This window comes from Accumulibacter sp. (genome assembly GCF_023806625.1).
Lineage (GTDB): Bacteria > Pseudomonadota > Gammaproteobacteria > Burkholderiales > Rhodocyclaceae > Accumulibacter.
The window spans coordinates 67,092-90,305 of sequence record NZ_JAMTDX010000041.1 but is presented as its reverse complement, the minus strand read 5'-3'; the positions used below and the strand labels follow the sequence as shown (position 1 = coordinate 90,305).

General features: G+C 66.6%; 29 protein-coding genes and 1 pseudogene. 12 read left to right on the top strand and 18 right to left on the bottom strand.

Annotated elements, in window-relative coordinates; all coding sequences use genetic code 11:
• The first annotated feature begins 27 nt into the window (after positions 1–27).
• Positions 28–1,245, top strand: a complete 1,218-nt coding sequence (locus NFW05_RS07380; protein WP_295304379.1) for an MFS transporter — start codon at positions 28–30, stop codon at positions 1,243–1,245.
• A 44-nt stretch (positions 1,246–1,289) separates the two neighbouring features.
• Positions 1,290–1,769: a single-stranded DNA-binding protein gene (ssb, locus tag NFW05_RS07375; RefSeq protein WP_295304376.1), complete on the top strand. Its 480-nt coding sequence runs from the start codon at positions 1,290–1,292 to the stop codon at positions 1,767–1,769.
• 56 nt (positions 1,770–1,825) lie between these two features.
• On the opposite strand, the gene NFW05_RS07370 is transcribed toward ssb, so the two are convergent.
• The gene (locus tag NFW05_RS07370) at positions 1,826–2,413 is read right to left on the bottom strand and encodes a Fe-Mn family superoxide dismutase (RefSeq protein WP_295304374.1); all 588 of its coding nucleotides are present in this window, start codon (positions 2,411–2,413) and stop codon (positions 1,826–1,828) included.
• An 87-nt stretch (positions 2,414–2,500) separates the two neighbouring features.
• The gene (xseA, locus tag NFW05_RS07365; protein WP_295304371.1) at positions 2,501–3,910 is read right to left on the bottom strand and encodes an exodeoxyribonuclease VII large subunit; all 1,410 of its coding nucleotides are present in this window, start codon (positions 3,908–3,910) and stop codon (positions 2,501–2,503) included.
• An 89-nt stretch (positions 3,911–3,999) separates the two neighbouring features.
• Between xseA and NFW05_RS07360 the strand changes: the two genes are divergently transcribed.
• The 6 genes from NFW05_RS07360 (at position 4,000) to adk (ending at position 7,825) form a co-directional block, all read left to right on the top strand.
• Positions 4,000–4,608: a MotA/TolQ/ExbB proton channel family protein gene (locus NFW05_RS07360; RefSeq protein ID WP_295304369.1), complete on the top strand. Its 609-nt coding sequence runs from the start codon at positions 4,000–4,002 to the stop codon at positions 4,606–4,608.
• 10 nt (positions 4,609–4,618) lie between these two features.
• A complete protein-coding gene (locus tag NFW05_RS07355) occupies positions 4,619–5,035 on the top strand; it encodes a biopolymer transporter ExbD (RefSeq protein WP_295304366.1) in 417 nt (138 codons plus the stop codon).
• Entirely contained in the window at positions 5,035–6,084 is a 1,050-nt protein-coding gene (gene lpxK, locus NFW05_RS07350; protein WP_295304363.1) for a tetraacyldisaccharide 4'-kinase, read from the top strand. Before NFW05_RS07355 ends, lpxK begins: the two co-directional genes overlap by 1 nt.
• Positions 6,065–6,241, top strand: coding sequence for a Trm112 family protein (locus NFW05_RS07345; protein WP_295304360.1), 177 nt, complete (start codon positions 6,065–6,067; stop codon positions 6,239–6,241). The genes lpxK and NFW05_RS07345 overlap by 20 nt, the downstream gene beginning before the upstream one ends.
• Entirely contained in the window at positions 6,231–7,040 is an 810-nt protein-coding gene (kdsB, locus tag NFW05_RS07340; protein WP_295304358.1) for a 3-deoxy-manno-octulosonate cytidylyltransferase, read from the top strand. The genes NFW05_RS07345 and kdsB overlap by 11 nt, the downstream gene beginning before the upstream one ends.
• A gap of 131 nt (positions 7,041–7,171) precedes the next feature.
• On the top strand, positions 7,172–7,825 hold the full coding sequence (adk, locus tag NFW05_RS07335) for an adenylate kinase (protein WP_295304355.1): 654 nt from the start codon (positions 7,172–7,174) through the stop codon (positions 7,823–7,825).
• A 179-nt stretch (positions 7,826–8,004) separates the two neighbouring features.
• Here adk and NFW05_RS07330 read toward each other — a convergent pair whose 3' ends face one another.
• A complete protein-coding gene (locus tag NFW05_RS07330) occupies positions 8,005–8,175 on the bottom strand; it encodes a hypothetical protein (RefSeq protein WP_295304352.1) in 171 nt (56 codons plus the stop codon).
• A 74-nt stretch (positions 8,176–8,249) separates the two neighbouring features.
• Between NFW05_RS07330 and NFW05_RS07325 the strand changes: the two genes are divergently transcribed.
• Positions 8,250–10,670, top strand: a complete 2,421-nt coding sequence (locus tag NFW05_RS07325; RefSeq protein ID WP_295304349.1) for a sodium-translocating pyrophosphatase — start codon at positions 8,250–8,252, stop codon at positions 10,668–10,670.
• Between the two features lie 354 nt (positions 10,671–11,024).
• Here the strand turns inward: NFW05_RS07325 and NFW05_RS07320 are convergent, their stop codons facing one another.
• Both NFW05_RS07320 and murJ read right to left on the bottom strand, forming a co-directional pair.
• Entirely contained in the window at positions 11,025–11,654 is a 630-nt protein-coding gene (locus tag NFW05_RS07320; RefSeq protein ID WP_295304346.1) for a YbhB/YbcL family Raf kinase inhibitor-like protein, read from the bottom strand.
• 19 nt (positions 11,655–11,673) lie between these two features.
• Complete coding sequence (gene murJ, locus NFW05_RS07315; protein ID WP_295304343.1) at positions 11,674–13,212, bottom strand: murein biosynthesis integral membrane protein MurJ; 1,539 nt, start codon at positions 13,210–13,212, stop codon at positions 11,674–11,676.
• Between murJ and NFW05_RS07310 the strand changes: the two genes are divergently transcribed.
• Both NFW05_RS07310 and NFW05_RS07305 read left to right on the top strand, forming a co-directional pair.
• Entirely contained in the window at positions 13,211–13,477 is a 267-nt protein-coding gene (locus tag NFW05_RS07310) for a hypothetical protein (RefSeq protein WP_295304341.1), read from the top strand. The two genes, murJ and NFW05_RS07310, sit on opposite strands and share 2 nt — an antisense overlap.
• Before the next feature lie 424 nt (positions 13,478–13,901).
• Entirely contained in the window at positions 13,902–14,087 is a 186-nt protein-coding gene (locus tag NFW05_RS07305; RefSeq protein WP_295304337.1) for a hypothetical protein, read from the top strand.
• 207 nt (positions 14,088–14,294) lie between these two features.
• Here the strand turns inward: NFW05_RS07305 and NFW05_RS07300 are convergent, their stop codons facing one another.
• Positions 14,295–15,179 carry a hypothetical protein gene (locus NFW05_RS07300; RefSeq protein WP_363321713.1) on the bottom strand — a complete coding sequence of 295 codons (885 nt, stop codon included), beginning with the start codon at positions 15,177–15,179 and terminating at the stop codon, positions 14,295–14,297.
• The gene (locus NFW05_RS07295) at positions 15,079–15,594 is read right to left on the bottom strand and encodes a hypothetical protein (RefSeq protein ID WP_295304332.1); all 516 of its coding nucleotides are present in this window, start codon (positions 15,592–15,594) and stop codon (positions 15,079–15,081) included. Before NFW05_RS07295 ends, NFW05_RS07300 begins: the two co-directional genes overlap by 101 nt.
• 42 nt (positions 15,595–15,636) lie before the next feature.
• On the opposite strand from NFW05_RS07295, the gene NFW05_RS07290 reads away from it, so the two are divergent.
• On the top strand, positions 15,637–15,810 hold the full coding sequence (locus tag NFW05_RS07290; protein WP_295304329.1) for a hypothetical protein: 174 nt from the start codon (positions 15,637–15,639) through the stop codon (positions 15,808–15,810).
• Between the two features lie 266 nt (positions 15,811–16,076).
• Here the strand turns inward: NFW05_RS07290 and NFW05_RS07285 are convergent, their stop codons facing one another.
• The 11 genes and pseudogenes from NFW05_RS07285 to NFW05_RS07235 all read right to left on the bottom strand — a co-directional run bounded on the left by NFW05_RS07285 (position 16,077) and on the right by NFW05_RS07235 (position 23,211).
• Positions 16,077–16,319 (bottom strand): hypothetical protein, encoded by a 243-nt coding sequence (locus tag NFW05_RS07285; protein WP_295304327.1) that lies wholly within the window; start codon positions 16,317–16,319, stop codon positions 16,077–16,079.
• Between the two features lie 121 nt (positions 16,320–16,440).
• Positions 16,441–16,842, bottom strand: coding sequence for a hypothetical protein (locus NFW05_RS07280; RefSeq protein WP_295304324.1), 402 nt, complete (start codon positions 16,840–16,842; stop codon positions 16,441–16,443).
• A gap of 408 nt (positions 16,843–17,250) precedes the next feature.
• Complete coding sequence (locus tag NFW05_RS07275; protein WP_295304321.1) at positions 17,251–17,667, bottom strand: hypothetical protein; 417 nt, start codon at positions 17,665–17,667, stop codon at positions 17,251–17,253.
• Between the two features lie 202 nt (positions 17,668–17,869).
• Positions 17,870–18,166, bottom strand: coding sequence for a hypothetical protein (locus NFW05_RS07270; protein ID WP_295304318.1), 297 nt, complete (start codon positions 18,164–18,166; stop codon positions 17,870–17,872).
• Positions 18,167–18,295: 129 nt separating this feature from the next.
• A pseudogene (locus NFW05_RS07265) lies at positions 18,296–18,391 on the bottom strand (transposase); the annotation flags it as partial.
• A 117-nt stretch (positions 18,392–18,508) separates the two neighbouring features.
• The gene (locus tag NFW05_RS07260; protein ID WP_295304316.1) at positions 18,509–19,699 is read right to left on the bottom strand and encodes a lipocalin family protein; all 1,191 of its coding nucleotides are present in this window, start codon (positions 19,697–19,699) and stop codon (positions 18,509–18,511) included.
• Positions 19,696–20,682 (bottom strand): hydrolase 1, exosortase A system-associated, encoded by a 987-nt coding sequence (locus NFW05_RS07255; RefSeq protein WP_295304313.1) that lies wholly within the window; start codon positions 20,680–20,682, stop codon positions 19,696–19,698. The genes NFW05_RS07260 and NFW05_RS07255 overlap by 4 nt, the downstream gene beginning before the upstream one ends.
• On the bottom strand, positions 20,682–21,500 hold the full coding sequence (locus NFW05_RS07250) for a hydrolase 2, exosortase A system-associated (protein ID WP_295304310.1): 819 nt from the start codon (positions 21,498–21,500) through the stop codon (positions 20,682–20,684). The genes NFW05_RS07255 and NFW05_RS07250 overlap by 1 nt, the downstream gene beginning before the upstream one ends.
• Before the next feature lie 12 nt (positions 21,501–21,512).
• Positions 21,513–21,764 (bottom strand): acyl carrier protein, encoded by a 252-nt coding sequence (locus tag NFW05_RS07245; RefSeq protein WP_295304506.1) that lies wholly within the window; start codon positions 21,762–21,764, stop codon positions 21,513–21,515.
• A 221-nt stretch (positions 21,765–21,985) separates the two neighbouring features.
• Positions 21,986–22,435: a nuclear transport factor 2 family protein gene (locus NFW05_RS07240; RefSeq protein WP_295304308.1), complete on the bottom strand. Its 450-nt coding sequence runs from the start codon at positions 22,433–22,435 to the stop codon at positions 21,986–21,988.
• Positions 22,436–22,446: 11 nt separating this feature from the next.
• Positions 22,447–23,211 carry an SDR family NAD(P)-dependent oxidoreductase gene (locus NFW05_RS07235; protein ID WP_295304305.1) on the bottom strand — a complete coding sequence of 255 codons (765 nt, stop codon included), beginning with the start codon at positions 23,209–23,211 and terminating at the stop codon, positions 22,447–22,449.
• Positions 23,212–23,214 lie beyond the last annotated feature (3 nt).

Sequence of the window (23,214 nt, the reverse complement as noted above, 5' to 3'; positions counted from 1 at the left end):
GAATCTCGCAGCTGCGCAGCAAATTCCATGACCGCCCTGATCACCGACCGCATGAGCCGTGAAGAAAGGCGCGCCGGCATCAGCCTGGCGGCGGTCTTCGCCCTGCGCATGCTCGGCCTGTTCCTGATCCTGCCGGTCTTCGCGATCCATGCCCGCGAGCTGCCTTCGGGCGACGACGCCGCTCTCGTCGGCATGGCCCTGGGAGCCTATGGGCTGACCCAGGCCTGCCTGCAGATCGCCTACGGCGCCGCGTCCGATCGCTTCGGTCGCAAGCCGGTGATCGTCGTCGGGCTGCTGCTCTTTGCGGCGGGGAGCTTCGTTGCCGCCGGCGCCAGCGACATCTATCTGGTGATCGTCGGCCGCGTGTTGCAGGGAAGCGGAGCCATTTCCGCCGCGGTGACCGCACTGGCGGCTGATCTCACGCGCGAACAGCACCTCACCAAGGTGATGGCGATGATCGGTTCGTCGATCGGTCTGATGTTCGCGCTATCGATGGTCGCCGCGCCACTGCTCTACTCGCTGGTCGGCATGTCCGGGATATTTGCCCTGACCGGCGTCCTCGCCCTGCTGGCCATCGCCCTCGTCCTGAAGGTCATCCCTGCAGCGCCCATGGTTCCGCGCCAGCCCGCCTGGCCGAGTTTCATCGAGGTGCTCACCGACGGCCGGCTGCAGCGCCTCAACTTCGGCGTCCTGGCGCTGCACCTGATGCTCACCGCGATGTGGGTCGTGTTGCCGGCTGAGCTGGTCCAGGCAGGCGGCCTGCCGGTCAGCGACCACTGGCAGGTCTACCTGCCCGCGCTGCTGCTCTCCTTCTTGGTCATGGTTCCGGCGATCGTCCTGGCCGAGCGCTTCGCCCACGTCAAACTGGTCTTCAATCTGGCCATCGGGATGCTGATCGTCGTCGAGGCCGGATTCGGGCTGTTCGCCAACGGACTCCACAGCCTGTTCGTCTGCCTGACGCTGTTCTTCACTGCATTCAACGTGCTCGAAGCGATGCAGCCTTCACTGATCTCGCGCATCGCCCCGTCCCACGCCAAGGGCGCGGCACTCGGGATATACAATACGACGCAGGCAATCGGGCTCTTCCTCGGCGGCGTCATCGGTGGCACTCTCGCCAAGAACGCCGGAGCACTCGCCGTCTGGACGGTTGGAGCGGCGCTGGCAGCGGTCTGGCTGATCCTCGGATTGACCCTACCGGCAAGCGCCCTGCGCAGGCCCGAAGCAGCCGGACAAAAGCACCTATAATTTGATCGCTCTCTTCCAGCCCACCAGTACAGGGGGAACACAGCATGGCTTCGGTAAACAAGGTGATTCTCGTCGGCAATCTCGGAGCCGACCCGGAAACGCGTTATCTGTCCAGCGGTGACGCGGTGTGCAACATCAGGATCGCCACCACTGACCGGATTCGCGACAAGAATTCGGGGGAATACCGCGAGAACACCGAATGGCACCGGATCGTCTTCTTCGGCAAGCTGGCCGAAACGGCCGGCCAGTACCTCAAGAAGGGTCGCCAGGTCTATGTGGAAGGACGGATCCGGACCAACAAGTGGCAGGACAAGGATGGCAACGAGCGGTACACGACCGAGATCATCGCCAATGACATGAAGATGCTCGGCAGCCGGGAAGGACTTGGCGCGCCGGCGTCCGCGGAGAGCGAATATGGCGGCGCAATGCCCTCGTCAAGCGCCGGCGGGGCCGGCTCTTCGCGCCCGACGCCGGCGAAGAAGACGCCGAGCTTCGAGGACATGGACGACGACATTCCCTTCTGAGGCGCCGAAGCGCGCGCCGCACCACGCCTGATCCGAGGCTCGGCTGCTGCCGACCGTCAGTCTGCGAAGTTGCTTTCGGCGAAGCGCCAGTTCACCAGGCTGTTGAGAAAGGTTTCGACGAACTTCGGACGAAGGTTCCGGTAGTCGATGTAGTAGGCGTGCTCCCACACGTCGATGCACAGCAGTGCCTTGTCGCCGGTGGTCAGCGGCGTTCCCGCGGCGCCCATATTGACGATGTCGACGGCACCATCGGGCTTGCGGACCAGCCAGGTCCAGCCCGAACCGAAATTGCCGACGGCCGAGGCCTGAAAGGCTTTCGCGAACTCGGCATAAGAACCCCATCGCGTATTGATCGCAGCGCCCAGCCCACCGGCCGGCGCGCCCCCGCCGTCGGGCGTCAGGCAGTTCCAGAAGAAGCTGTGGTTCCAGACCTGCGCGGCGTTGTTGTAGATGCCGCCCGGCGGCGCTTTCCTGACGATTTCTTCGAGCCCGAGGGCCTCGTAGTCGGTACCCTTGATCAGGTTGTTGAGATTCGTGACATAGGCCTGGTGGTGCTTTCCGTGATGGTATTCGAGCGTCTCCTGGGACATGTGCGGAGCGAGCGCACCGATCGCGAAGGGCAGTTGAGGCAGCTGATGTTCCATCTGAGGTTCTCCGTGAGACTGTCTGGTGAAGGGACTGAAAAAGGCGCTGGACATGCCGGAAATCCCGTCTCGCGCATGGACGGGATTCTATTCGCCGCTCGTCGCAGTGACAACGCTGGCACCGCTTCCGAGGATAGTCTCGTCATCGGAAACGGCGAGCACCGACACATCGGCGCGACCACGCTGGAAGAAGACAGCGATCGGCTGTCGAGGTTCCAGAACCCGGCTCTCGCGAACGATCCGTCCCTGAGCGTCGAAGACCAGGCAATAGCCGCGATCGAGGACTGCCCGCGGGTTGAGGTGAGCGAGCCCAGCGGCCAGCCGGGTCACCTGCGACGACTTGCCGAGCAGCGTCTGCTGCCTCGCGCCGCGCAGTCGCAGCGCGAGTCCGTCGAGCACGCCGACGAATCGGTCCGGGTCGGGACGCACGCGGAGCAGGCGTTGGCCGAGATCGACGAGCCGGCCACGCGCGCTGACCCCGGTCTGGAGCAACCCGGCGCGCAGGCGAAGCCTGAGGCCGTCGAGACCGTCCCGACGTCGGGCAAGGTACTGCGCTGGCGCCTGCAGGCGATGCGCCAACCAGTCGAGCTGCTGGCCGCGCGAAATCAGCTGCTGCTCGAACTGGCGGCGTAGGGCGAGCCGGCCAGCGGCCACACGGGCCAGCAACACGGCCCGTTCCGGAGCGGCCAGCTCGGCTGCAGCAGTCGGCGTCGGCGCCCGCCGGTCGGCCGCGAAATCGGCGATCGTGAAGTCCGTTTCGTGCCCGATCCCGCTGATCACCGGAATCGGGCAAGCGCGGATCGCGCGCGCGACAGCCTCGTCGTTGAACGCCCACAGATCCTCGACGCTACCCCCACCCCGACAGAGAATCAGAACCTCGCACTCGGCCCGTTGGCCAGCCCGGCGGATCGCCTGGGCGATCTGCTCGCCGGCTCCGTCGCCCTGAACCAGCGTCGGATAGACGACGATGCTCACCTGCGCCGCCCGCCGCTCGAGCGTACTCAGCACGTCTCGCAACGCTGCCGCCTGGGGCGAAGTGACCACACCGACACGGCGCGGGAAAGCAGGCACGGCGCGCTTGGCCGCGGCGTCGAACAGTCCCTCACGTTCGAGCCGCTCCTTGAGGCGGAGAAACTGCTCGTAAAGGTTGCCGATCCCCGCCCGGCGCAGCGTCTCGACGTTGAGCTGGAAATCCCCTCGTGCCTCATAGAGGGTGACCAGCACGCGCGCTTCGACGTGCTGTCCGTTCTCGAGCCTCCAGCCGAGCAGGTCGGCGCGGCTGCGGAACATCACGCAGCGGACCTGCGCCGCACTGTCTTTCAGAGAAAAATAGACATGGCCCGAAGCCGCGCGAGCCAGACCGGAGATCTCTCCGGTCACCCAGCACAGCGGAAACACCGCCTCGAGGCGCTGCCGGGCAAGGCGATTGAGCAGCGACACCGTGAGCACCGGCGCCTCGGCCAGCGACCCGGCGCCCACCGTGAAGAGATCAGCCATGCGCAGATTGTACAGGGAGCTCCGGGACTTGCCGCAAACGCCGGCGCAAGCTAAAGTGCCCGCCTGCGCAAGACATCCCGGAGGTCCCCGTGTTTTCGATCGTACAGGCTGCCGGCTGGCCCATCTGGCCGCTGCTTCTGGCGTCGGTCATTGCCGTGGCACTGATCATCGAGCGCCTCGTCACACTCAGACGCAGCAAGGTCGTTCCGCCGGGGCTGCTGCAGCGGGTGGTCACCGAGTACCGCCAGAATGGGGTGAACGTGACGATGATCGGTGAGCTGGAAGCCCATTCCCCGCTCGGCCGGGTGCTTGGCGCGGGCCTCCGGAACGTCGGCAGCTCGCGGGAGATCATGAAGGAGGCGATCGAGGAAGCAGGCATCGTCGTCTCACACGAACTCGAGCGTTATCTGACGACGCTCGGCACGATTGCTTCGATCAGCCCACTGATGGGTCTCTTCGGCACCGTTGTCGGGATGATCGAGATCTTCGGCTCGCAGGCGCCGTCCGGCAGCAACCCGATCCAGCTCGCCCACGGCATCTCGATCGCCCTGTACAACACCGGTTTCGGTCTGCTGATCGCCATTCCGAGCATGATCTTCTGGCGGCACTTCCGTGCACTCGTCGACGGCTTCGTCGTCGAGATGCAGCAGCAGGCGGTTCGCCTCGTCGAGGTCCTGCACGGCCAGCGCCGCGGCTGAGGAAGATCTGATGGACTTTCGTCGCGGCCGGATCAGCGAACAACCGGAGATCAATCTGATCCCGATGATCGACGTGCTGCTGGTGATCATCATCTTCCTGATGCTCACCACCACCTACGCGAAGTTCTCCGGACTGGAGATCAATCTGCCGACGGCCGACGCGAGCAAGCGGGCAGAACCGCCCAACGAGATCGACGTCACGCTGACCGCGAGCGGACAGGTCCTGATCAACAAGGTTCCGCTCGCGGTGGTCAATGTGCAGGCGATCGGCGAAGCGATGCGCCGCGCCGCAGGCGATACGAAGGAACCGGTGATCGTGATCAACGCCGACGCCAAGGCGAATTATCAAAGCGTCATCGACATCATGCAGGCTGCGCAGACGGCCGGTTATCCGCGGATATCCTTCGCCACCCAGTCGCCTCGCTGATGGCCGTCGCCGGCCTCGCTCGACGGCTCGTCGACGGTTGGTACGAGCAACGCCTGCCGGTGTCCCACTGGCCGCTCCTGCCGCTTTCGTGGACCTTCGCCTGGCTTGCCGCGCTGCGGCGTCTGCTCTACCGTTGCGGTCTGCTGGCCGGCGGTCGGCTGCCGGTCCCGGTGGTCGTGGTCGGCAATCTGACCGTCGGCGGCAGCGGCAAGACCCCGCTGGTGCTCTGGCTGGTCAGGAACTTCCGGGAGCGCGGCTGGCATCCCGGAGTGATCAGCCGCGGCTACGGAGGCGCGGGCCAGGGCATTCAGGCGGTGACGGCTGCTTCGCTTTCGGCGCTGGTCGGTGACGAGCCGGTGCTGCTCGCCCGGCGTGGAGGAGTACCGGTCTTCGTCGGCCGCGACCGCTGTGCTGCCGGATCCGCGCTGCTCGCTGCGCACCCCGAATGCGACGTGATCATCTCCGACGACGGCCTGCAGCACTACGGCCTGCAGCGCTCGCTGGAACTGGCCGTGCTGGACGGGCGCGGGGCAGGAAACGGCCGCCTGCTGCCTGCCGGTCCGCTCCGCGAACCCCTCTGGCGTCTCGCACAGGTCAGTGCCGTGATCTGGAACGGAATACCCGAAGCGCGCACAGAGAAGGCGGCCAGAAACACTCCGCGCTTCACGATGCGCCTGGTCGGTGATCGCTTCGTCGCCCTCGGTGGCCCGACGGAAGGGTTCTGCACGGCGCAGTCGCTGGCTGGCCGAAAGCTGTATGCGATCGCCGGAATCGGCGAGCCGAATCGCTTTTTCCGACACCTGTCCACCCTCGGGCTCAAATTCGAGGCGCACCCGTTCCCCGATCACCACCCGTACAGCGAGGCTGATCTGGCTTTCGCGCGCGACGGTGTGCTGCTGATGACCGAAAAAGATGCGGTAAAATGTTCCGCACTGGCTCTCGGCGAGGCTTGGGTATTGCCGGTCGACGCTGCGATCGGCGCGGAACCGGGCCAGTCCGGCCTGTTCGAGATGATTCTGGAGAGACTCGATGGACGCCCGTCTGCTTGACATCCTTGTCTGCCCGGTGTGCAAGGCCAACCTCGAATACCGCAAGGCCAGCCACGAGCTCGTCTGTAAACCCTGCCGGCTGGCCTATCCGGTGCGTGACGGGATTCCGGTCATGCTCGCCGACGAGGCACGACCGCTGTCGACGGATGAACTCTGAACGGAGTCCGCGGTCGGCGCCACCCTCCGCCGCGCTGCCCTTCAAGGTCGTCATCCCCGCGCGGTACGGCTCCACCCGCCTGCCCGCCAAACCGCTGCTCGATCTGGGCGGCAAGCCGATGGTCGTACGCGTGGCCGAGCGCGCCCGGCTCTCGGGGGCCGATGAGGTGGTCGTCGCCACCGATCACCATCTGGTCCTGGCCACCGCCAGGGATCATGGCGTGCACGCCGTGCCGACCAGCCCGGCGCATGCCAGCGGGACCGATCGACTCGCCGAGGTCGTCGATCTGTCAGGCTGGAGTGACGAGACCATCGTCGTCAATGTGCAGGGCGACGAGCCGCTGATCGATCCGGCGCTGATCGCCCGAACCGCAGAGCAGCTGGCCAGCAGCGGCGCCGACATGGCCACCGTCGCCCACCCGCTCGTCGAGGCTGCGGACTTTTTCAATCCGCACGTCGTCAAGGTCGTCGTCAGGGCGACAGGCGACGCCCTGTACTTCTCGCGTGCGCCGATACCCTACGCTCGCGATCACTTCGCTCATGAAGCGGGAGGCGAGACGCTGCCCGCGGAGATGATCGCCTACCGGCATGTCGGCGTCTACGCGTACCGCGCGCGTTTCCTCCGCCTCTACCGCACGCTCGCCCGCTCGCCGCTCGAAGGGCTCGAGGCTCTCGAGCAGTTGCGTGCCCTATGGCACGGTCACCGGATCAGCGTACTGATTGCCGAACACCGGCCGGGTGCTGGCGTAGACACCCCGGAAGACGCCCGGCGGATGCAGGAACACTTCGAAAAGGTTTGACCATCCGGGCGTTTGGCGGTAAGTTTCCGCCTGCCGATCACGACAACGTGCTGATCCGGCCTCGACGCTCGAATACAAGTCTCTGATCTAGAATACAAACAGCGCGTGACGATTCTCTCTGAAGGCGAACCATGAAGCTCATTCTGCTCGGCGCACCGGGAGCCGGGAAAGGAACCCAGGCACAGTTCATTCGTGAAAGATTCGGGATCCCGCAGATTTCGACCGGCGACATGTTGCGCGCCGCCGTCAAGGCTGGAACGCCACTCGGGCTCGAAGCAAAGAAGGTGATGGATGCGGGCGGACTCGTTTCCGACGAGATCATCATCGGGCTGGTCACCGACCGGCTGCGTGCTGCAGATTGCCAGGCCGGGTATCTGTTCGACGGTTTCCCGCGCACGCTGCCACAGGCCGAAGCGATGAAGGCTGCCGGCGTGGGGATCGACTACGTCCTCGAAATAGCGGTCGCCGACCAGGAGATCATCGAGCGGATGAGCGGCCGTCGGGTCCATCCGGCGTCGGGGCGGAGCTATCACGTCCGCTTCAATCCGCCGACAGTCGAAGGCAAGGACGACATCACCGGAGAGGATCTCGTCCAGCGTGACGACGACCGCGTCGAAACGGTCAGGAAGCGTCTCGAAGTTTACCATTCACAGACCAGGCCGCTGCTCGACTACTACCGGGACTGGGCGGCCAGCGGTGATCCCCGGGCACCGAAGTGCCGGACGATCGCCGGCGTCGGCAGCGTCGACGAGATCAGGCAGGCCGCTTTCGAGGCCCTGCAGTAACGACACCGGATGGCTGCGGCACGCTGGCTGACGAATCGGCTCTCGAATGGAGCGACGCGAGAGTATCTGAACGAGCTCGCCCAGCATGGCGGCGGCCTGCTGACACGCCGATTGACCGCGCGCGGGATTGCTGATCGTCTTGGGGAGAGGTTGTCGTGCGGCCAGGAAGAGCGCCTTGATCAGGTGTCGGAGCTGGCCCGGAAGACGCCTCGCTGGTCGCAGATTCGCGGTTCGCCCGGCTCGGGCAGAGTGTTCGCCGGGCGGGGTCCGGTTGCCGTTGCCGCCTGTGCGCCGGTCTCGCGCTCATGGCTCGAAGCAACGTAGCCGTTCCAGCCGGTCATCGTGATCAAGTCGCGGGGTCGTTCCCGAGTCCGGGTCGGCTTCGCAGGGTTCGGGTAACTCTTCTCAGAGAGGGAGGTTGTCTATGTCTTCTGGTTTGATCTTCGCGCTGGTCTGCGCGGTCATTGCGGTCCTTTACGGGGCGGCAATGACGAAATGGATTCTCTCGTTGCCGGCTGGCAACCCACGGATGCAGGAAATCGCCAAGGCCGTCCAGGAAGGGGCTTCGGCTTACCTGGCCAAGCAATACTCGACGATCGCCATCGTCGGGGTGGTGCTCTTCGTGATCATCTTCTTCGCCCTTGGCAAGCTGATGGCTTTCGGCTTCCTGATCGGCGCGGTCCTGTCGGGCGCCACCGGCTTCATCGGCATGAACGTCTCGGTGCGCGCCAACGTGCGCACCGCCGAGGCGGCACGCAGCGGCATCTCGGCAGCGCTCGGCGTGGCCTTCAAGGGCGGCGCGATCACCGGCATGCTCGTCGTCGGCCTCGGTCTGCTTGGCGTCGCCGGCTACTATGCGATTCTCAGGGGCGGCGGCGGTGATCTTCAGCACAGTGTCGAACCGCTGGTCGGTCTCGCCTTCGGCGGTTCGCTGATCTCGATCTTCGCGCGACTCGGTGGTGGCATCTTCACCAAGGGTGCGGACGTCGGTGCCGACCTCGTCGGCAAGGTCGAGGCCGGGATTCCCGAAGACGATCCACGCAACCCGGCGGTCATCGCCGACAACGTCGGCGACAACGTCGGCGACTGCGCGGGCATGGCGGCCGACCTGTTCGAGACCTACGCGGTCACCGTCGTGGCGACGATGGTCCTCGGTGCGATGTCGCTGAAGGGCGCCGTCGGGGCAAGCGACAACCTGATCATCTATCCGCTGGTTCTCGGCGGCGTGTCGATCATCGCCTCGATCATCGGCTGTTTCTTCGTCCGGGCGAGCGAGGGCGGCAAGATCATGAACGCGCTCTACCGCGGGCTCGCCGTCGCCGGCATCCTCGCGCTGATCGCCTACTACCCGGTGACCACGATGCTGCTCGGCAGCGGCGTCACCTTCGGTGACGGAACGGTGGTCACTTCGATGAACATCTTCTGGTCGGCGTCGGTTGGCCTGGTGCTCACCGGTCTGCTCGTGTGGATCACCGAATACTATACGGGCACCGACTTCTCGCCGGTCAAGCGCGTCGCCGAGGCCTCGACCACCGGTCACGGCACGAACATCATCGCCGGTCTGGCCGTTTCGATGAAGGCCTGCGCCCTGCCCGTGCTCGCCGTCTGCGCGGCGATCTACGTCACCTACGCGCTGGCCGGCCTCTACGGCATCGCCATCGCGGCGACCTCGATGCTCTCGATGACCGGGATCATCGTCGCCCTCGACGCCTACGGTCCGATCACCGACAACGCCGGCGGCATCGCCGAGATGTCCGGGCTGCCGAAGTCGGTGCGCGACGTCACCGACCCGCTCGACGCGGTCGGCAACACGACCAAGGCGGTGACCAAGGGCTACGCGATTGGCTCGGCCGGTCTGGCGGCGCTGGTCCTCTTCGCCGACTACACGCACGCCCTCGAGGTCCTCGGCGGCACCCTGAAGTTCGACCTGTCCGACCACATGGTGATCATCGGCCTCTTCCTCGGTGGCCTGATTCCCTATCTGTTCGGCGCCATGGCCATGGAAGCCGTCGGCCGGGCGGCCGGTTCGGTGGTCATCGAAGTGCGCCGGCAATTCAAGGAAATCAAGGGCATCATGGAAGGCAAGGCGAAGCCGGACTACTCGCGCGCGGTCGGCATGCTGACCGCTGCGGCGATCCGTGAAATGATCGTCCCGTCGCTGCTGCCCGTCCTCGTCCCGGTTCTCGTCGGCCTGCTGCTCGGTCCGAAAGCGCTCGGCGGCCTGCTGATGGGCACGATCATCACCGGTCTGTTCGTGGCCATCTCGATGACCACCGGTGGCGGAGCGTGGGACAACGCCAAGAAGTACATCGAGGACGGTCATTTCGGCGGCAAGGGATCGGACGCGCACAAGTCGGCGGTGACCGGCGACACGGTCGGCGACCCCTACAAGGACACCGCGGGTCCGGCGGTCAACCCGCTGATCAAGATCATCAACATCGTCGCGCTGATGATCGTTCCGCTGATGGTTCCTGCGTCGCCGGCCAAGCCCGCCGCCGCTGCTCCGGGACCGGTCGTCGCGGTCGTCGCCGTGCCGGTGGCGAAGGTCTACTTCGCTGTCAACTCGGCCGAGGTACCGCCCGACCTCGGCAAGACGCTCGAGGTCATCGTCGCGCACGCGAAGTCCAACCCGGCTTCACGGCTGGCCATCGCCGGCTTCCACGACACGACTGGCAGCCAGGCGGCGAACGAGGAAATCGCCAAGAACCGCGCGAAGGCCGTTTATGACTCGCTGAAGAACGTCGGTATCGCCGAGCAACGCATCGAACTGAAGAAGCCGGAAGTCACCACCGGCAGCGGCGACCCTGCCGAAGCGCGCCGGGTCGAGGTCAGCGTGATCGAGTAGTGCTCACCCGGCCGCGACTTCAGGGTCGCAGCCACGACTGGGCAACGAAACGGGCCGCCATGCGGCCCGTTTCCTTTTCCAGCACCGGGAGGCAGGCAGCTGCCTCCCGGCCGCTGGTCCCCAAAACGGCCGACGCACCGCCCTGTGCCGAGCATTCCAGCGCGCACCAGGACGCCCTCGCCGCCTGGCCAGGTTGCCCTTCAACCCGGCGGTCCGGGCGGGACAGCCTGGGGTCTCCTCGACGCCTTGCCGGCAAGACCTTCTCGAGGAGGAGAATCGGCCAGCGGAGAAGCGCCTGGCCGAGACGAATCCTGCTTCTCCCGGGCCAGTTCGGGAGAAGCAGCGGGTCGGGATCTACGCGAGCAGCGCGGGGGTGAGCGTGTAGGTTCCGGTCAGGCTGGCCTGATCGAGCACATGGCCCTCGATTGCCGCGCGCACCAGCTGACCGGTAAGCTTACCCTCGACACCGAGAGTCGCGACGTCGAGAGCGAAGACCGTGAACACATAGTGGTGCACGATCTCGTCGTTCCATGGCGGGCACGGACCGTCGTAACCGTAGTAGTCACCGCGCATGTCGTTGTCGCCGGCGAACCAGCCGGTGTAGTCGTTGATCCCCTGCCGCGACCCGTGGGGAGCATGTGGGCCAGCCTTGCCGCGTGGTGTCACCTCGTTCGAGAACTCGCCTTCGCCGATCCCGTTCACCGTCGCCGGGAGGTCGACGAGCACCCAGTGAAAGAAGTCTACTCTCGGCAGCGACGCGGGGACGGTGCGTCCCTCCTGGTTGACGTCGTCGCCGCGGCTCGGTACATCGGGGTCGTGACAGATCACCACGAAAGACCGTGTTCCGGCTGGTACCCCCGACCATGCCAGGTGGGGATTCCGGTTGCTCCCGAGGCAGACGTGATGGTCGGGGTCGTGAATGCAGAAAGCGCACTCGCCCGGGATCCTCTGACCCTCCTCGAAACTGCTGCTGCTCAATTTCATCGCCAATCCTCCTGAGTGTTCAATCGGCCGCGCTGCGCCTCAAGTCGCGGAGCCGGAATCCGGCAATCCATAGTGTAGCGAAATAGGCAACGGCTCCGCAGGCCACCACGACGCAGAGGCGCAGCAGCCGCTCGGTGAGGCCCCAGGTCAGCCAGCTGCTGGTCTCACCCGCGGTGACCACGAGCACCGCAGCGAGGACACCGAGCGCGATCGCCAGCCTCGCGTAGAAGCCGGGCCAACCAGGCTGCGGCCGATAGATCCCGCGTGCCCGCAGGCCGCGAAAGAGCAGCGCGGCGTTGAGAGTCGCTGCCAACCCGATCGCCAGTGCCAGGCCGGCGTGCTCGAGCCAGCCGATCAGCAGCAGGTTGAACAGCTGGGTGGCGACGAGCGTCAGGATCGCGATCCGCACCGGTGTGCGAACGTTCTGGCGGGCGTAGAAACCCGGCGCGAGAACCTTGACGAGGATCAGTCCGACGAGACCGACGCTGTAGGCGACCAGCGCCTCGCGGGTGCGCAACACATCCGACGCCGCAAAGGCACCGTGAAAGAAAAGCGTGCTGATCAGCGGCACGGCGAGAATGGCCAGCGCCACGGCGGCCGGTGCGGCAAGCAGAAAACTCAGGCGCAGCCCCCAGTCGAGCAGGCGCGAGTAGTCATCGTGCCGCTCGGCGGCGTGGCACCTGGCCAGCGAGGGCAGAAGGATCGTTCCGAGAGCCGCGCCGAGCATTCCCGACGGGAATTCCATCAGCCGGTCGGCGTAGTAGAGCCACGAGACGCTACCAGTGTCGAGGAAAGAGGCGAAGACCGTATTCAACAGCAGGCTGACCTGCGCGACCGAAACGCCGAGCAGGGCTGGCGCCATCAGGCGGAAGATCCGTCGTACCCCGTCATCGTGCACACTCAGCGAGAACCGGGGAAGCATCCCGAGCCGCCGCAGACTCGGCACCTGGAAACCCAGTTGCAGAGCACCACCAATGAACACGGCCCAACCGAGCGCCATCACCGGCGGGTCGAAGAAGGGCGCGGCAAACAGCGCCATGACGATGAACGACAGATTGAGCAGAACCGGGGTGAACGCCGGCACCGCAAAGCGGCTCCACGTGTTGAGCACGCCGCCGGCAAGCGCGACGAGCGACATGAACAGAATGTAGGGGAAGGTGATCCGCGTCAGGCTGACGGTCAGCGCGAACTTGTCGGGTTCGTCGATGAACCCCGGAGCCGAGATGAACACCAGCGCCGGCGCCAGAATCATTCCGAGCACGGTCACCACGAGAACGACGACGAACAGCAGGCTGACGACCCGGTCGACGAGCTGCTTGGTTTCTTCCGGTGATCGCCGGTTGCGGTACTCGCCGAGAACCGGAACGAAAGCCTGGGAGAACGCTCCCTCGGCGAACAGGCGGCGCAACAGGTTCGGGAGCTTGAAAGCGACGAAGAACGCGTCGGTGAGCAATCCTGCGCCGAAGGAGCGGGCGATCACGAAGTCGCGGACGAAGCCGAGAATCCTCGACAGCAGGGTCATGCTGCTGACTGTCGCGAGGGTCCTGAGGAGGTTCATGTTCTCGTCGATGCACTCAGACCGTGACCAGGCCAGATGCCTGCTGCGCGCGACAGTAAGCGGATCGCGACGCCAGCCTGAACCCGGCGGCCATGCTGCAGATCGATCGCTGGCTCAGCTACTGCGCGTTCGGCGCATCCGGATTGACCGCGATCCCGCGCTGCTGGAGCGCTCCGACCACGCTCCGGGCGTTCCTGTTGCCGGCATTGGCGAGTTTCTGCGTGCCGGCAGCGAGTGCGTCGAGTTGCCCGAGCAGCTTCTATGAGTTCGCGTGCGTCGCCTGCAGATTGCCGTGCAGGATGGCCTACGTGTGGCTTTCCTGAACCGGCTGACTCGCCTGAAGGCCGAACCAGACGAGAATGGCGATGGCGACCGGCAGCAAGCGGACGAAAGGACTGCTCTGCGTCTCCTCGCCTGCTTCTCCTCGCTCATCCCGCTGGCCTCTTCGCAGCAGACGACGGTGCGGCGCTCAAGGTGACCCCGCGCGAGGCGAGCAGCTCGCGCGGCGAGTTCGTTGCGGACCGGTCGATTGCTGCTGAACATCGGCGCGTTGACCGTCGCCAGGACGAGCGCGAAAGCACCCAACGCCACGGGCACACGAAACTGCAGGACGGCCATGGAGATCCTCCCGGGGGGCTCAGCGCGAGCGCGAAGACACGCCAAGCTGCGATGCCGGTGGCGAGTGTAGCATGGAAGCGCCGCGCGCCGCCGCACTACGGACAGACGAGCGGGAGAACTTCGCCGATGCGCGCCTCGCCAGCCTCGTCGGCAAGGCTATGCCAGAGGCGATGTTCGATGCCCTGCCGAAAGAGCGGTGCGGCACGGCACCCTGCCGCCTGGCGTCGTCGAGCGGATGGCGCAGGCCTTGGCGGTGATACTTCGGGCGCATGGGCCGCAGTTCAGTCGGCAGCAGGCGATGCCGCCGCCGACGGGCTGCCCGCGCAGCGCGCAGCACCGGCCCAAGGAGGCGGGGCGCCTCGGGGCTCATCGCCCGGGAGGCGCCCCTATTTGATATGCGCCCGACGGCGTGGCCCCAAAAGGCCGTCCGTGCGGATGGGACTCACCCGCGCCATCCTTCCTCCTCAGGCCTCGGCCCGCAAACCGTGGTCGGCGAGCATTTCCGAAAGCGGCCGCGATTGACGAGATCGCGGTGCGCCCGGAACGGCACCCGAAAGCGCCGCGCCATGAAGAGGACCGGAAAGATGTGGGACGAACGCACCGAGCGCGGGCAGTTGATCGAGCGCTCCCCGGCCGGTCGGGCCGAGAAAGGCGCGCATCACTTCGGGGTGCTCCGCATCCTCGAGCGACACGCCGCTGGGCCCGATCTCGCCGACCGCGTCGATCACGCGGTCCTCCGGCCACGGCCACTTGCGCTCCGTCGCCTCGGACTCGATCTGCCCGCTCAGGACATAGCCCGCGTGACGCAGGATGTCGTCGGCGCGGTGCTCGATCGATGCGGCCACACCACGGTATTCGACGGCCTTGCCGCCTTCGACCATCGTCACCGCCGGAAATAGCGACTCGTAGACCTCGACGGTCAGCTGACCACTGTCGCGGCAACGCTCGTACAGCTTCTCCAGCGTATGGGCGAGCAAGGGCAGCGCACCGTTGAAGCTCGTGTCCGTGGCCAGCCGCTCGCTGAGACCCTGACCGAGGTCGAGCCCGGAGCGCTTCGCGGGACCATCGATCACCTCGGCGAAGCGCTCGCTCGGCATCGGGTCGAGGGGGATTCCTTGGTAGTTCTCCTGCACGCCCGGGAAGAGCTGAAACAGATTCAGGAAGTCCAAGCGCATCGTGGCGAGCACGACGAGCGAGCTGCCGTCGCTTGTCGCGGCGACGAGCAGCAGCTTCAACAGCGCACGAGCTTCAGAGCCCTCCGCGGTCCCGAAGACCTCTTCGAGCTGGTCGAGTACCAGCAGCACTCGTCGAGGCAGGGCTTTGCTTCCCGTTGACGTCGTTGGCGAGATCGCGCGGTAGCCACGCGGGGCCTTGCCGTCGGTCGTAGATGTCGTGGGATGCGCCGAGGCTTTGTCCTGGATCGCTCGGGGCTCGGCCGAGCAGATCACCGAGCGCTCGAACCAGACCGTCCAGGCCCTCGGCGCCGGTGATCGGCCCGGCGATCACCCACTCGTGGTCGAGGCGCGGCAGAACGCCGGCCCGCGCCAACGAGGACTTGCCGCAGCCCGAAGCACCGAACACCACGATGAAGCCCCTGGCGCTATTGCCGAGGCGCTGCTGCAGGCGTGCCCGCACGCCCGCGATGTCGGCGTCGCGGCCGAAGAAGATTGCCGCATCGTTCGTGGTGAAGGGATCGAGCCCGGGATAAGGCCGCTCCGGCAGCGGGGAGTCGCCCGCGATTCCCGCCTCGCGCAGACCGCGCAACAGCCGCTCGAGGACCTGCTGCGGGGGAGCCCGCTCAAGGGGATGAACGGCAAGTCCTTGAGGAAATTCGGGACGCTCGAACCTTCCGCGGCGAGCAGGAACACCGGCTTGCCGCGCTCGCGCGCCATCATCGCCTCGGCCACGCACCAGGGCGACTCGATCCAGTGCAGGCTGCAAAGCGCGACCACGCCGCGGCACATGCGCAGCTTCTGGTAGAGCACGTGCTCCCACTCGGTACCGGCAGGACCGTGGGCAACCGCGCGATTGTCTGCTCTACGGGAAGCACAGGAAATCCAGCCAGCACTCGGCGAGTATCTGCGTTCTTGATGTCCATCATCAACCGGGAATTCCCGTTGACTTCTCCGGGCGCGTCGCATAGCCGGCGGCCCCTCGATGCCTGAGGTACGCAGAGCGCCGGCTGTCGGGCGTCGTGCGGGGCGCCAGAATGAGCGCTCCGGTCAGGCGGCATGAGCAGCCGGCTTCTACCCCGCGATCCGCTGGGGGAAATCGAAGGGAAGTGGGACGAAGCGAAAGGAGTGGCCGAAACGCGCCTGCCCGACGAACGTCCGTTCAACGCCAGCGACCGCCGCCTCGTCCTGAAAAAGCTCGCCCGGAAAAGGCCCCGGGACCGGGTACAGGAACTCGATCGCCAGCCGGTGCACGAATTGCTGGCCGACACGCTCGGGGGGAGCGGTCAGCGACCCGCGCGGTCTCCATGCGGCCACCGAAGGCCGGCTGCCGTGGATCCAGGAACTCGCCGCTCTGCTCACCGCGCGCGGCGAAGGCAGCGATGCTCTCTCGCACCTCACGAGAAGTCCCTCGCGACGCTGGCGACCCCGGCTGCGCTTACTCGGCGGGCAAATTGGCGGCAGCCGTCGAAAGCCGCCCCCGCACTTCGCTGAGCTCCTTTTCGACGTCGGCGTCGGCTGCCCTGCCGAGCGCCACGTTGATGGCGAGGAGGCGCTCGAGGCTGACCGAGAGGTCGCGCAGCGCCTGCGGGGGGTCTCCGAGCGCGGCGCGCCGTTGCCTGAAGCGTTGCACACCGGCTCGCGCGGCGCTCAGGGCCTGGTCGATCCGTCCGCCCTCGAGAGCGGTGTCGCCGTCGCGGACGAGTGCGACGGCGTCGTCGCGGAAGCTTTCAAGCTTGACGATGTCCGGCTCCGGCTCTGGCCCGGCGGCAGGCAGGACGGCGACGTACTCCCGAATGCTCCGCAGGTCGAGCGCCCAGGTGACGACCCCGGGGGCCATCGCTTCCGGCAACTGCAGGTAGAGCGGACGCTGACAGTCTCGCTCCAGGACGCCCCGCCGCTGGTTGAGGGCGGCCAGTGTTTGCCGCCGGGCGGCTTGCCACTCGGCGTCGCCCGGGCCTGCAGTCGGCTCGATCCACTGCGGGGCGCGCCAGTGCTTGTAGCGCTATCGTCGCCCGCGGCGAAGACCGCCCGGAGGACGGTGTCCATGGCCTGCCCGGCGGTTTCCGGGCGCACCCACTGCAACATGCGGGTAGTCAGGAGCGTGGCGTCCTCGACGCGCTGGCGCAGGCGCTGGCCAACGCGGCGGTCGTCGCCGAAGACGAGAAAGATGGCGAATCCGCGCTGCCAGTCCAGCAGCAACTTGAGCTCGGCCCAGGCGGCTTCGAAGTCCTGTTCTCCACCCCCGTCAGACATGCGCGCGGACGATCTCCGGCACCTGGTACCAGACCTCGCCGTTCTGGTAATCGAGGCCCAGCGAGTGGTCGAACAGCCGGATGATCGTCGGCAGATCCCTGGACAGGTCCTCGATGTGCTGGGCCGGACCGGGGCTGTCGTCCATGAAGCGCCTGAGCCAGGTGCGGTCCGAAGCCGTGGGCCATTGCAACGGTTGGGCCGCCTCGCCGAGGGCCAGCCGGACGGGCGGCGAGCCGGTATCGCTGACTGGCAACCCGACCTGGCTCAATGCGGCCTTGCGCGCCACGGCGCGGACCAGCCTGAAGAAGCGCCGGACATTGCCGCGCGACATCCAGGCGAGGTGCTCCATCACGTTTCCCGTGATTGCCTGCCGCCAGTCCGCGAAACGCTTGTCCACGATGGCGACCATGCGCGCGAGGCCGTCGGGGTTGCGCTCGCCGCGCCCGCCGCCGGCAACTGCGCTTGATGACCTCGAAGTTCGGCAAGGCGACCGACTGGGAAAAGCCGCCGCTGACGCCGTGCAGCACGGCATGCAGGTAGGGCGGAGCAGACGACGTCGGCCAGCGCGGCCATCAGGAGTTCCGGGAGGGTGAGCCGGGGATCGTTGGGGTTCAGGTACTCGCTGGCATCGCAATATAGTACGCTGCCGCGCCCTCCGCGCGGAGCTCGCCGACGAGGCGGTTGAGTTCCGTGGTCTTCCCGGAGCCACGCAAGCCGCTGAACAGGTAGCACGCTCCGGCCTCTTCGTCGTCCCACGCGATGTACTGCTTCAGGTTGGCGACGGGATCGTTTTCAGAGTCATCGGTCCGCCTGACGTAGTAGCCGCTGACGTCGGTGCCGCCGACAGCACTCTCCGGGAGGGCGTTGAAGAGACTGCGCCGCAGGATTTCGTCGGAGTTGGTCGGCATGGCTGGGGATCGAAGGGGTTTCCCGGGAATCGGTCAACATCTTGCGCCCGGTGATGCGGCGGCGACCTGGCGCGGCAGCCGGCTGCCAGCGATCCTACGTTCTGCGTTGCACGATTGAAAGCGGCCGGCCGCATTGGCTGCCAGCACGCCAGTGTAGCGACTCCGGTGTCGCCGCGGCGGCGAAATCCGCGCGGCAAGGCGGTCGATCAGTTCCCGTGGCGTCAGGATCGGGCTGAGGCGTCCCCAGCCACCGGCTGCGGAGTCGTGATGGCCGAGATGGACTGCCGAATGGTCTCGGTCGTTGCCCCCGATCCAACCCAGACGCCCGCGCAAACAGCCGACTCAGGAGTTGCGGCCCGCCGCCGCCGAATCGCGCGGCGGATCGTAGCCGCTGAGTTCCATGAAGCCGACACCGCTCTGCGAGCCACTGACCTTGACGGCGCCTTCCCAGTAGACGTTCAGCGTCGTCGTCCGGGCGTCGAACTCGCTCGCCCGGAGTACCGGTTCGATCTTCAGCTTGAGCTCCCGCGAAGGGATGCTGATCGTCCAGCTGACCGGATAGACGATCCCCGAAGCCGAACTCTTCCAGGTCGCCTGCGAACGGGCTTCGATGTCCGCTGCACCGAGCGCGTAGACCCTTCCCTCCCGCGCATAGGTGCCCATTCGCAGCACCGGGGTTCCCTGACGATCGGACAGTTCGAAGATCATCACGTCGGCGCCGTCGGCAAGCTGCAGGGCGAACCAGTTCCAGCGCAACTGCGCAGCCTCGAAGTCACCCCACTGGTGGTCGAACCAGACGTCGCCGCGGACCGCCTTGCTGACCCCGGCGATGGTCAGCGTGCCCGCCGCCGACATCCGCGGGCGGGACGTATAGTAGCTCTTCCCGGCAGCCCTGAAATCGAGCAGGCCAACGACCGGCGTAGCCGGCGCCTGGTGCAGCACGGGTGGCGACCGATCATCGAGATCGATGTTCAGCGAGAACTCCTTGCCCTCCATTCGTGCCGCGTGCCGCGCGCCCTCACCGCGCATCTGCCAGGCGCCGAAGTTCAGGGCGTAGCCGTCGCGCAGACCTTCGGAAGGACTCCCCGCGGTTCGCGCCTGTTCGGTGTACAACTTTCCGGTCTGGTGGTCGAGAAGCGATCCGTGGAAGACGGTGTGCGTCAGCGTTCCTTGGCGCAGGAAGGCCGCGACATGGAACGAGTAGCGCTCGCCGGCTTCGCTCTGCAGGTGTCCACTGTAATACCACCACTCGGTGAGCCGATCGTGAACGGCATCGTCGGCAGGCAACCTGACGGGCGGCATGGCCGCGGCGTCGCTGGTCTTCGGCGCATCGGCCTCGGCCGCCGGCCGAGCGGGTACCGTGCCCACCCTCTCCGAGCGGAAGAACAGCAGCCAACCGACGGCAATCAATCCGACCAGCCAGCCGCCGATGACCAGCCACCGATAACGCCTGAACCAGCGCGATGACCCGGGACGGGCCTTGCCCCGGCGGGAACGTCTCGAACCATAGGTGCCCGCGCTGCCCGTATTCATGAAAGCGATTCCTCTTGCTGCGTGAGCCATTCCAGGGTGGCCTCCTCGACAGCCTGGCGCTGGTCTGCCGAAGAGAATGTGTGATCAGCCTCGGCGAGGTCGATCCGGGTCAGCCGCGCCTCGCCAAGGAGGCCTGCCCAGCTGGCGCTCGTCGTCGTGTACTCGATGAACTCTCTGGCCGTGTAGTCGTGTCCGCTGAGGATCAGCAGCAGACCACCGCGAAATCGGCGCCAGCCGTCGGCCATGCGATCCTGGAACGATCGGGAATCCGGCTGGCTGGCCGGTCGTCTGCGCAGCGCGACGCCCAGCGTTTGCCACAGCTCGCGCAACGACCGGCGTAGATCGACGCGCGCGGCGAACAGCTTGGCCCAGAATGCGCGCTGCAGCAGGCGTTGACCGTAGTAGTGCTTGACCTGGGTCTGCGCCAGACTGGCCTCCGAGCGGACCCACGGGTTGAGGAGCACCAGTCCGGCCACGCGCGGATCGTTCGTCCGTTCGACATAGAGCAGGGCCGCCGAGGCCGCATCGCACAGTCCCCAGAGAACGATCCGTCGCACGGCCGGGCACGCTCGCTGGAAGGCGTCGATCGCCGCGGCAATGTCGTCCGAGACCTCTTCGAAGCTGCGCATCGCGCCGCCCGCGTCGCCCATCCCGCGGTAATCGAAGCGCATCACCGCGTAGCCGGCGGAGGCGAGACGCCGCGAGAGGAGCAGAAACTGGCGATGGCTGCCGACGCGGTACTGCGGACCGCCGACGACGACCAGGACGCCGCTCCGGCCGGGCGCTCGCCCGTTCCCGAGAGCCTCGGCATCAGCGGGCAACAGCGATCCGTCGTCGCCGCGCAGGCACGGACGAAAGCCCGCATCGGCGTCAGCAGCGCCGGTCCCTCGCGTCGCCTGATGGAGTCCTTGTGGCCAGGCGATGATCCCCGGCAACTGCTCGCCGGCGCACCAAAAGACCAGCGCCTCCTCGATGACGTCCATCACGCGACTCCGGCGAGAGCGCCGAGCGTCGTCTCGATCAGTTCAGGGCATTCGGCGATTTCGCTGGTCTGCCAGAACTGTGGTCCACCGACCAGGTGGCTGCGGGTGATCTGGCCAGCCGCGTGCCATTGCGCGAGCCGGGCTTGGGCGGCCGGGGAAAGCGTTGCCTCGGCCTTTCCGGAAATCTCGATCCACTCGACGCGGCCCGAGCGATGCGGCAGCAGGAGATCGGCTTTCTCGAGACCCGCGGCGAGAACCGAGGAGAGGAGGTAACCCGCCACCTCGACTGCCTGGCCGTCGCGCAAATGTGCACGGGCGCGCTCCATGACCCCCTTGCTCTCGCCGCCAAGCAGTTCTGCGGCAAGCTTCAGGCGCAGGAACTGCTGGAGGAACTGCTTGCCCGAGAGCACCGGCTGCCAGAAGAGCAGGTTCACCGGTCGGGACATGCGGTTGGCGGCATCGTTGGCCAGCAGGCAGCCCGTGCGCAGACCCCACAGCCATAGCGGAGCATCGGTTATCCGGCGCTCGAGCCAGGCACACGCCAGGTCCACGTCAGCCAGCCACGATTCCCAGGTCGCCTCGGCGAAGTCGCCCGAACTGTCGCCACAACCGAGCGGGTCGACCTGCAGCACGGCGTAGCCGGCGGCTGCGAGAGCGCGCGACTGCAGCGCAACCATCCGTCGCGACTTGTTGAGTTCCTCGGCGAAGGGGGGCACGAAAACGACGGCGCCAATGGGGACTGCCGGTCCGTCCGGCAGATGCAGGAGCGCGAAACGCCGGCCCGGACAGGCCGGCAGGAAGAACGCCTCCAGCGCCACGGCGAGTCCCTGTCAGGCAGCCAGTTTGCGACGCACGAAGTCGATCAGCGTGGCCAGCGACGCGAACACCGAACCATCGATTTCGTCGTCGTCGACGGTGAAAGCGAAGCGCTCCTCGAGGGTCGTGATCAGCGACACGACGGCCATCGAGTCCAGTTCGGGCAGCGCGCCGAGCAGCGGCGCGTCCAGCGCCAAGTCGGCCGCGCGCCCCTTGAGGCTCAGCACCTCGTCCAGGATGGCCACTACTTCGTTCCGGATCTCCATGCCCACGTTCGCTCCTGTCAATGGCTTGCCCACCGGGAAATCGGCCCGCGGGCATCGGCGGATTTGATTATACCGGCGGCGCAGGGGGCGCTTCGTGAGATCGATCACGGCCGCAGGCGCAGCCGGCAATGCAGAAGGTCCGTCTAGCGCGGGGCGGATTATCGGCTTTGGCTGCCGCTTCGCAGGCCACTTCCACCGCCCGGAATGCGCCGCCGCCCTGGTCAGGCCCTTTCCGGCGCGGCAAGCGCACGGCGCAGGGCACGCATCAGCCAGCCGATCACCGGCAGCCGCGCGTAGAGTTCTTCGGCGGCATCCCAGTAATCGCGGTGCCAGGTCACCCGGCCTTCGGCGTCGAAGCGCAGATGCGAGGCTCCGCGAATCACCTCGGTCGGGTTCCTCGGCGTCTTCGTGCTCGACCGGTAGTACATTTCCCAGATCAGCAGCGCGCCACGCTCGTCGACGACCCGGTCGACGACTACGAAGCGCGGTTCGCCAACCTGGGTGAACAGATGGGCGAACACCCGCCGGATCGCCGGCCTTCCGCAGACTTCATTGAACGGATCCTTGAAGACCGCGTCGACGGCGTAGTGATCGTCGATGCCGGCCACCGTCTCCGGCCGAAGATTCTCGTAGAAGTCGACCAGCGCGTCGACGGCCCGCCGGTTGTCCATGCCGGCCAGTGCTAGCCAGCGACGCGCTGCACAAGCGCGAAGTAGATCCGGTAGGGCAGGACGGCGAGCAGCTTGAGCAGCCGCGTGAAGCGTTTCGGATAATGGATCTCGAACGAAGAAGTGGCGAATCCGCCCACCGTCTCACGGGCTGCCTGCTCGGCACTGAGCAACGCCGGCATGGTGAAATCGTTGCCAGCGGTCATCGGCGTCTCGACGAAGCCGGGGTTGATCAGCCGGACACCTATGCCGCGCGGGCGGAGATCGAGATACAGCGATTCGGCGAAGTTGATCAGCGCCGCCTTGGTCGGTCCGTAGACGAGCGACCTGGGCAAGCCACGGTAGCCTGCGACGCTGGCCACGAAAGCGATCTGTCCGTGGCCCTGGCGGAGGAGTTGCGGCACGACACAGGCCGCGAAAGCGATCGCCCCGCCGAGATTGACGCCGATCATCTGCCGGGCCCTGGCAGGATCGATCTGCCAGGCGCGCATCGGCTGATAGTCTCCGGCAACGTAAATGGCCACGTCGATCCCGTCCCACGAGGCCACCAGCTGGTCGCAGGCGGCACGCACACTGGCCTCGCTGAGCGCATCGCAGGGCAGCACGAGCGCGCATCGACGGTCTTCGGCGACCTCGGCGAGGCGCGGGGCGCTGCGCGCCGACAGGGCAACCCTGGCGCCGCTTTGCAGCAGCAGTCTGGCCAGCGCGGCGCCAATGCCGCTCGAAGCGCCGAGCACCCAGACACGCAGGCCCCGCCAGTCGGTGATCCGCGGGTTCACCGA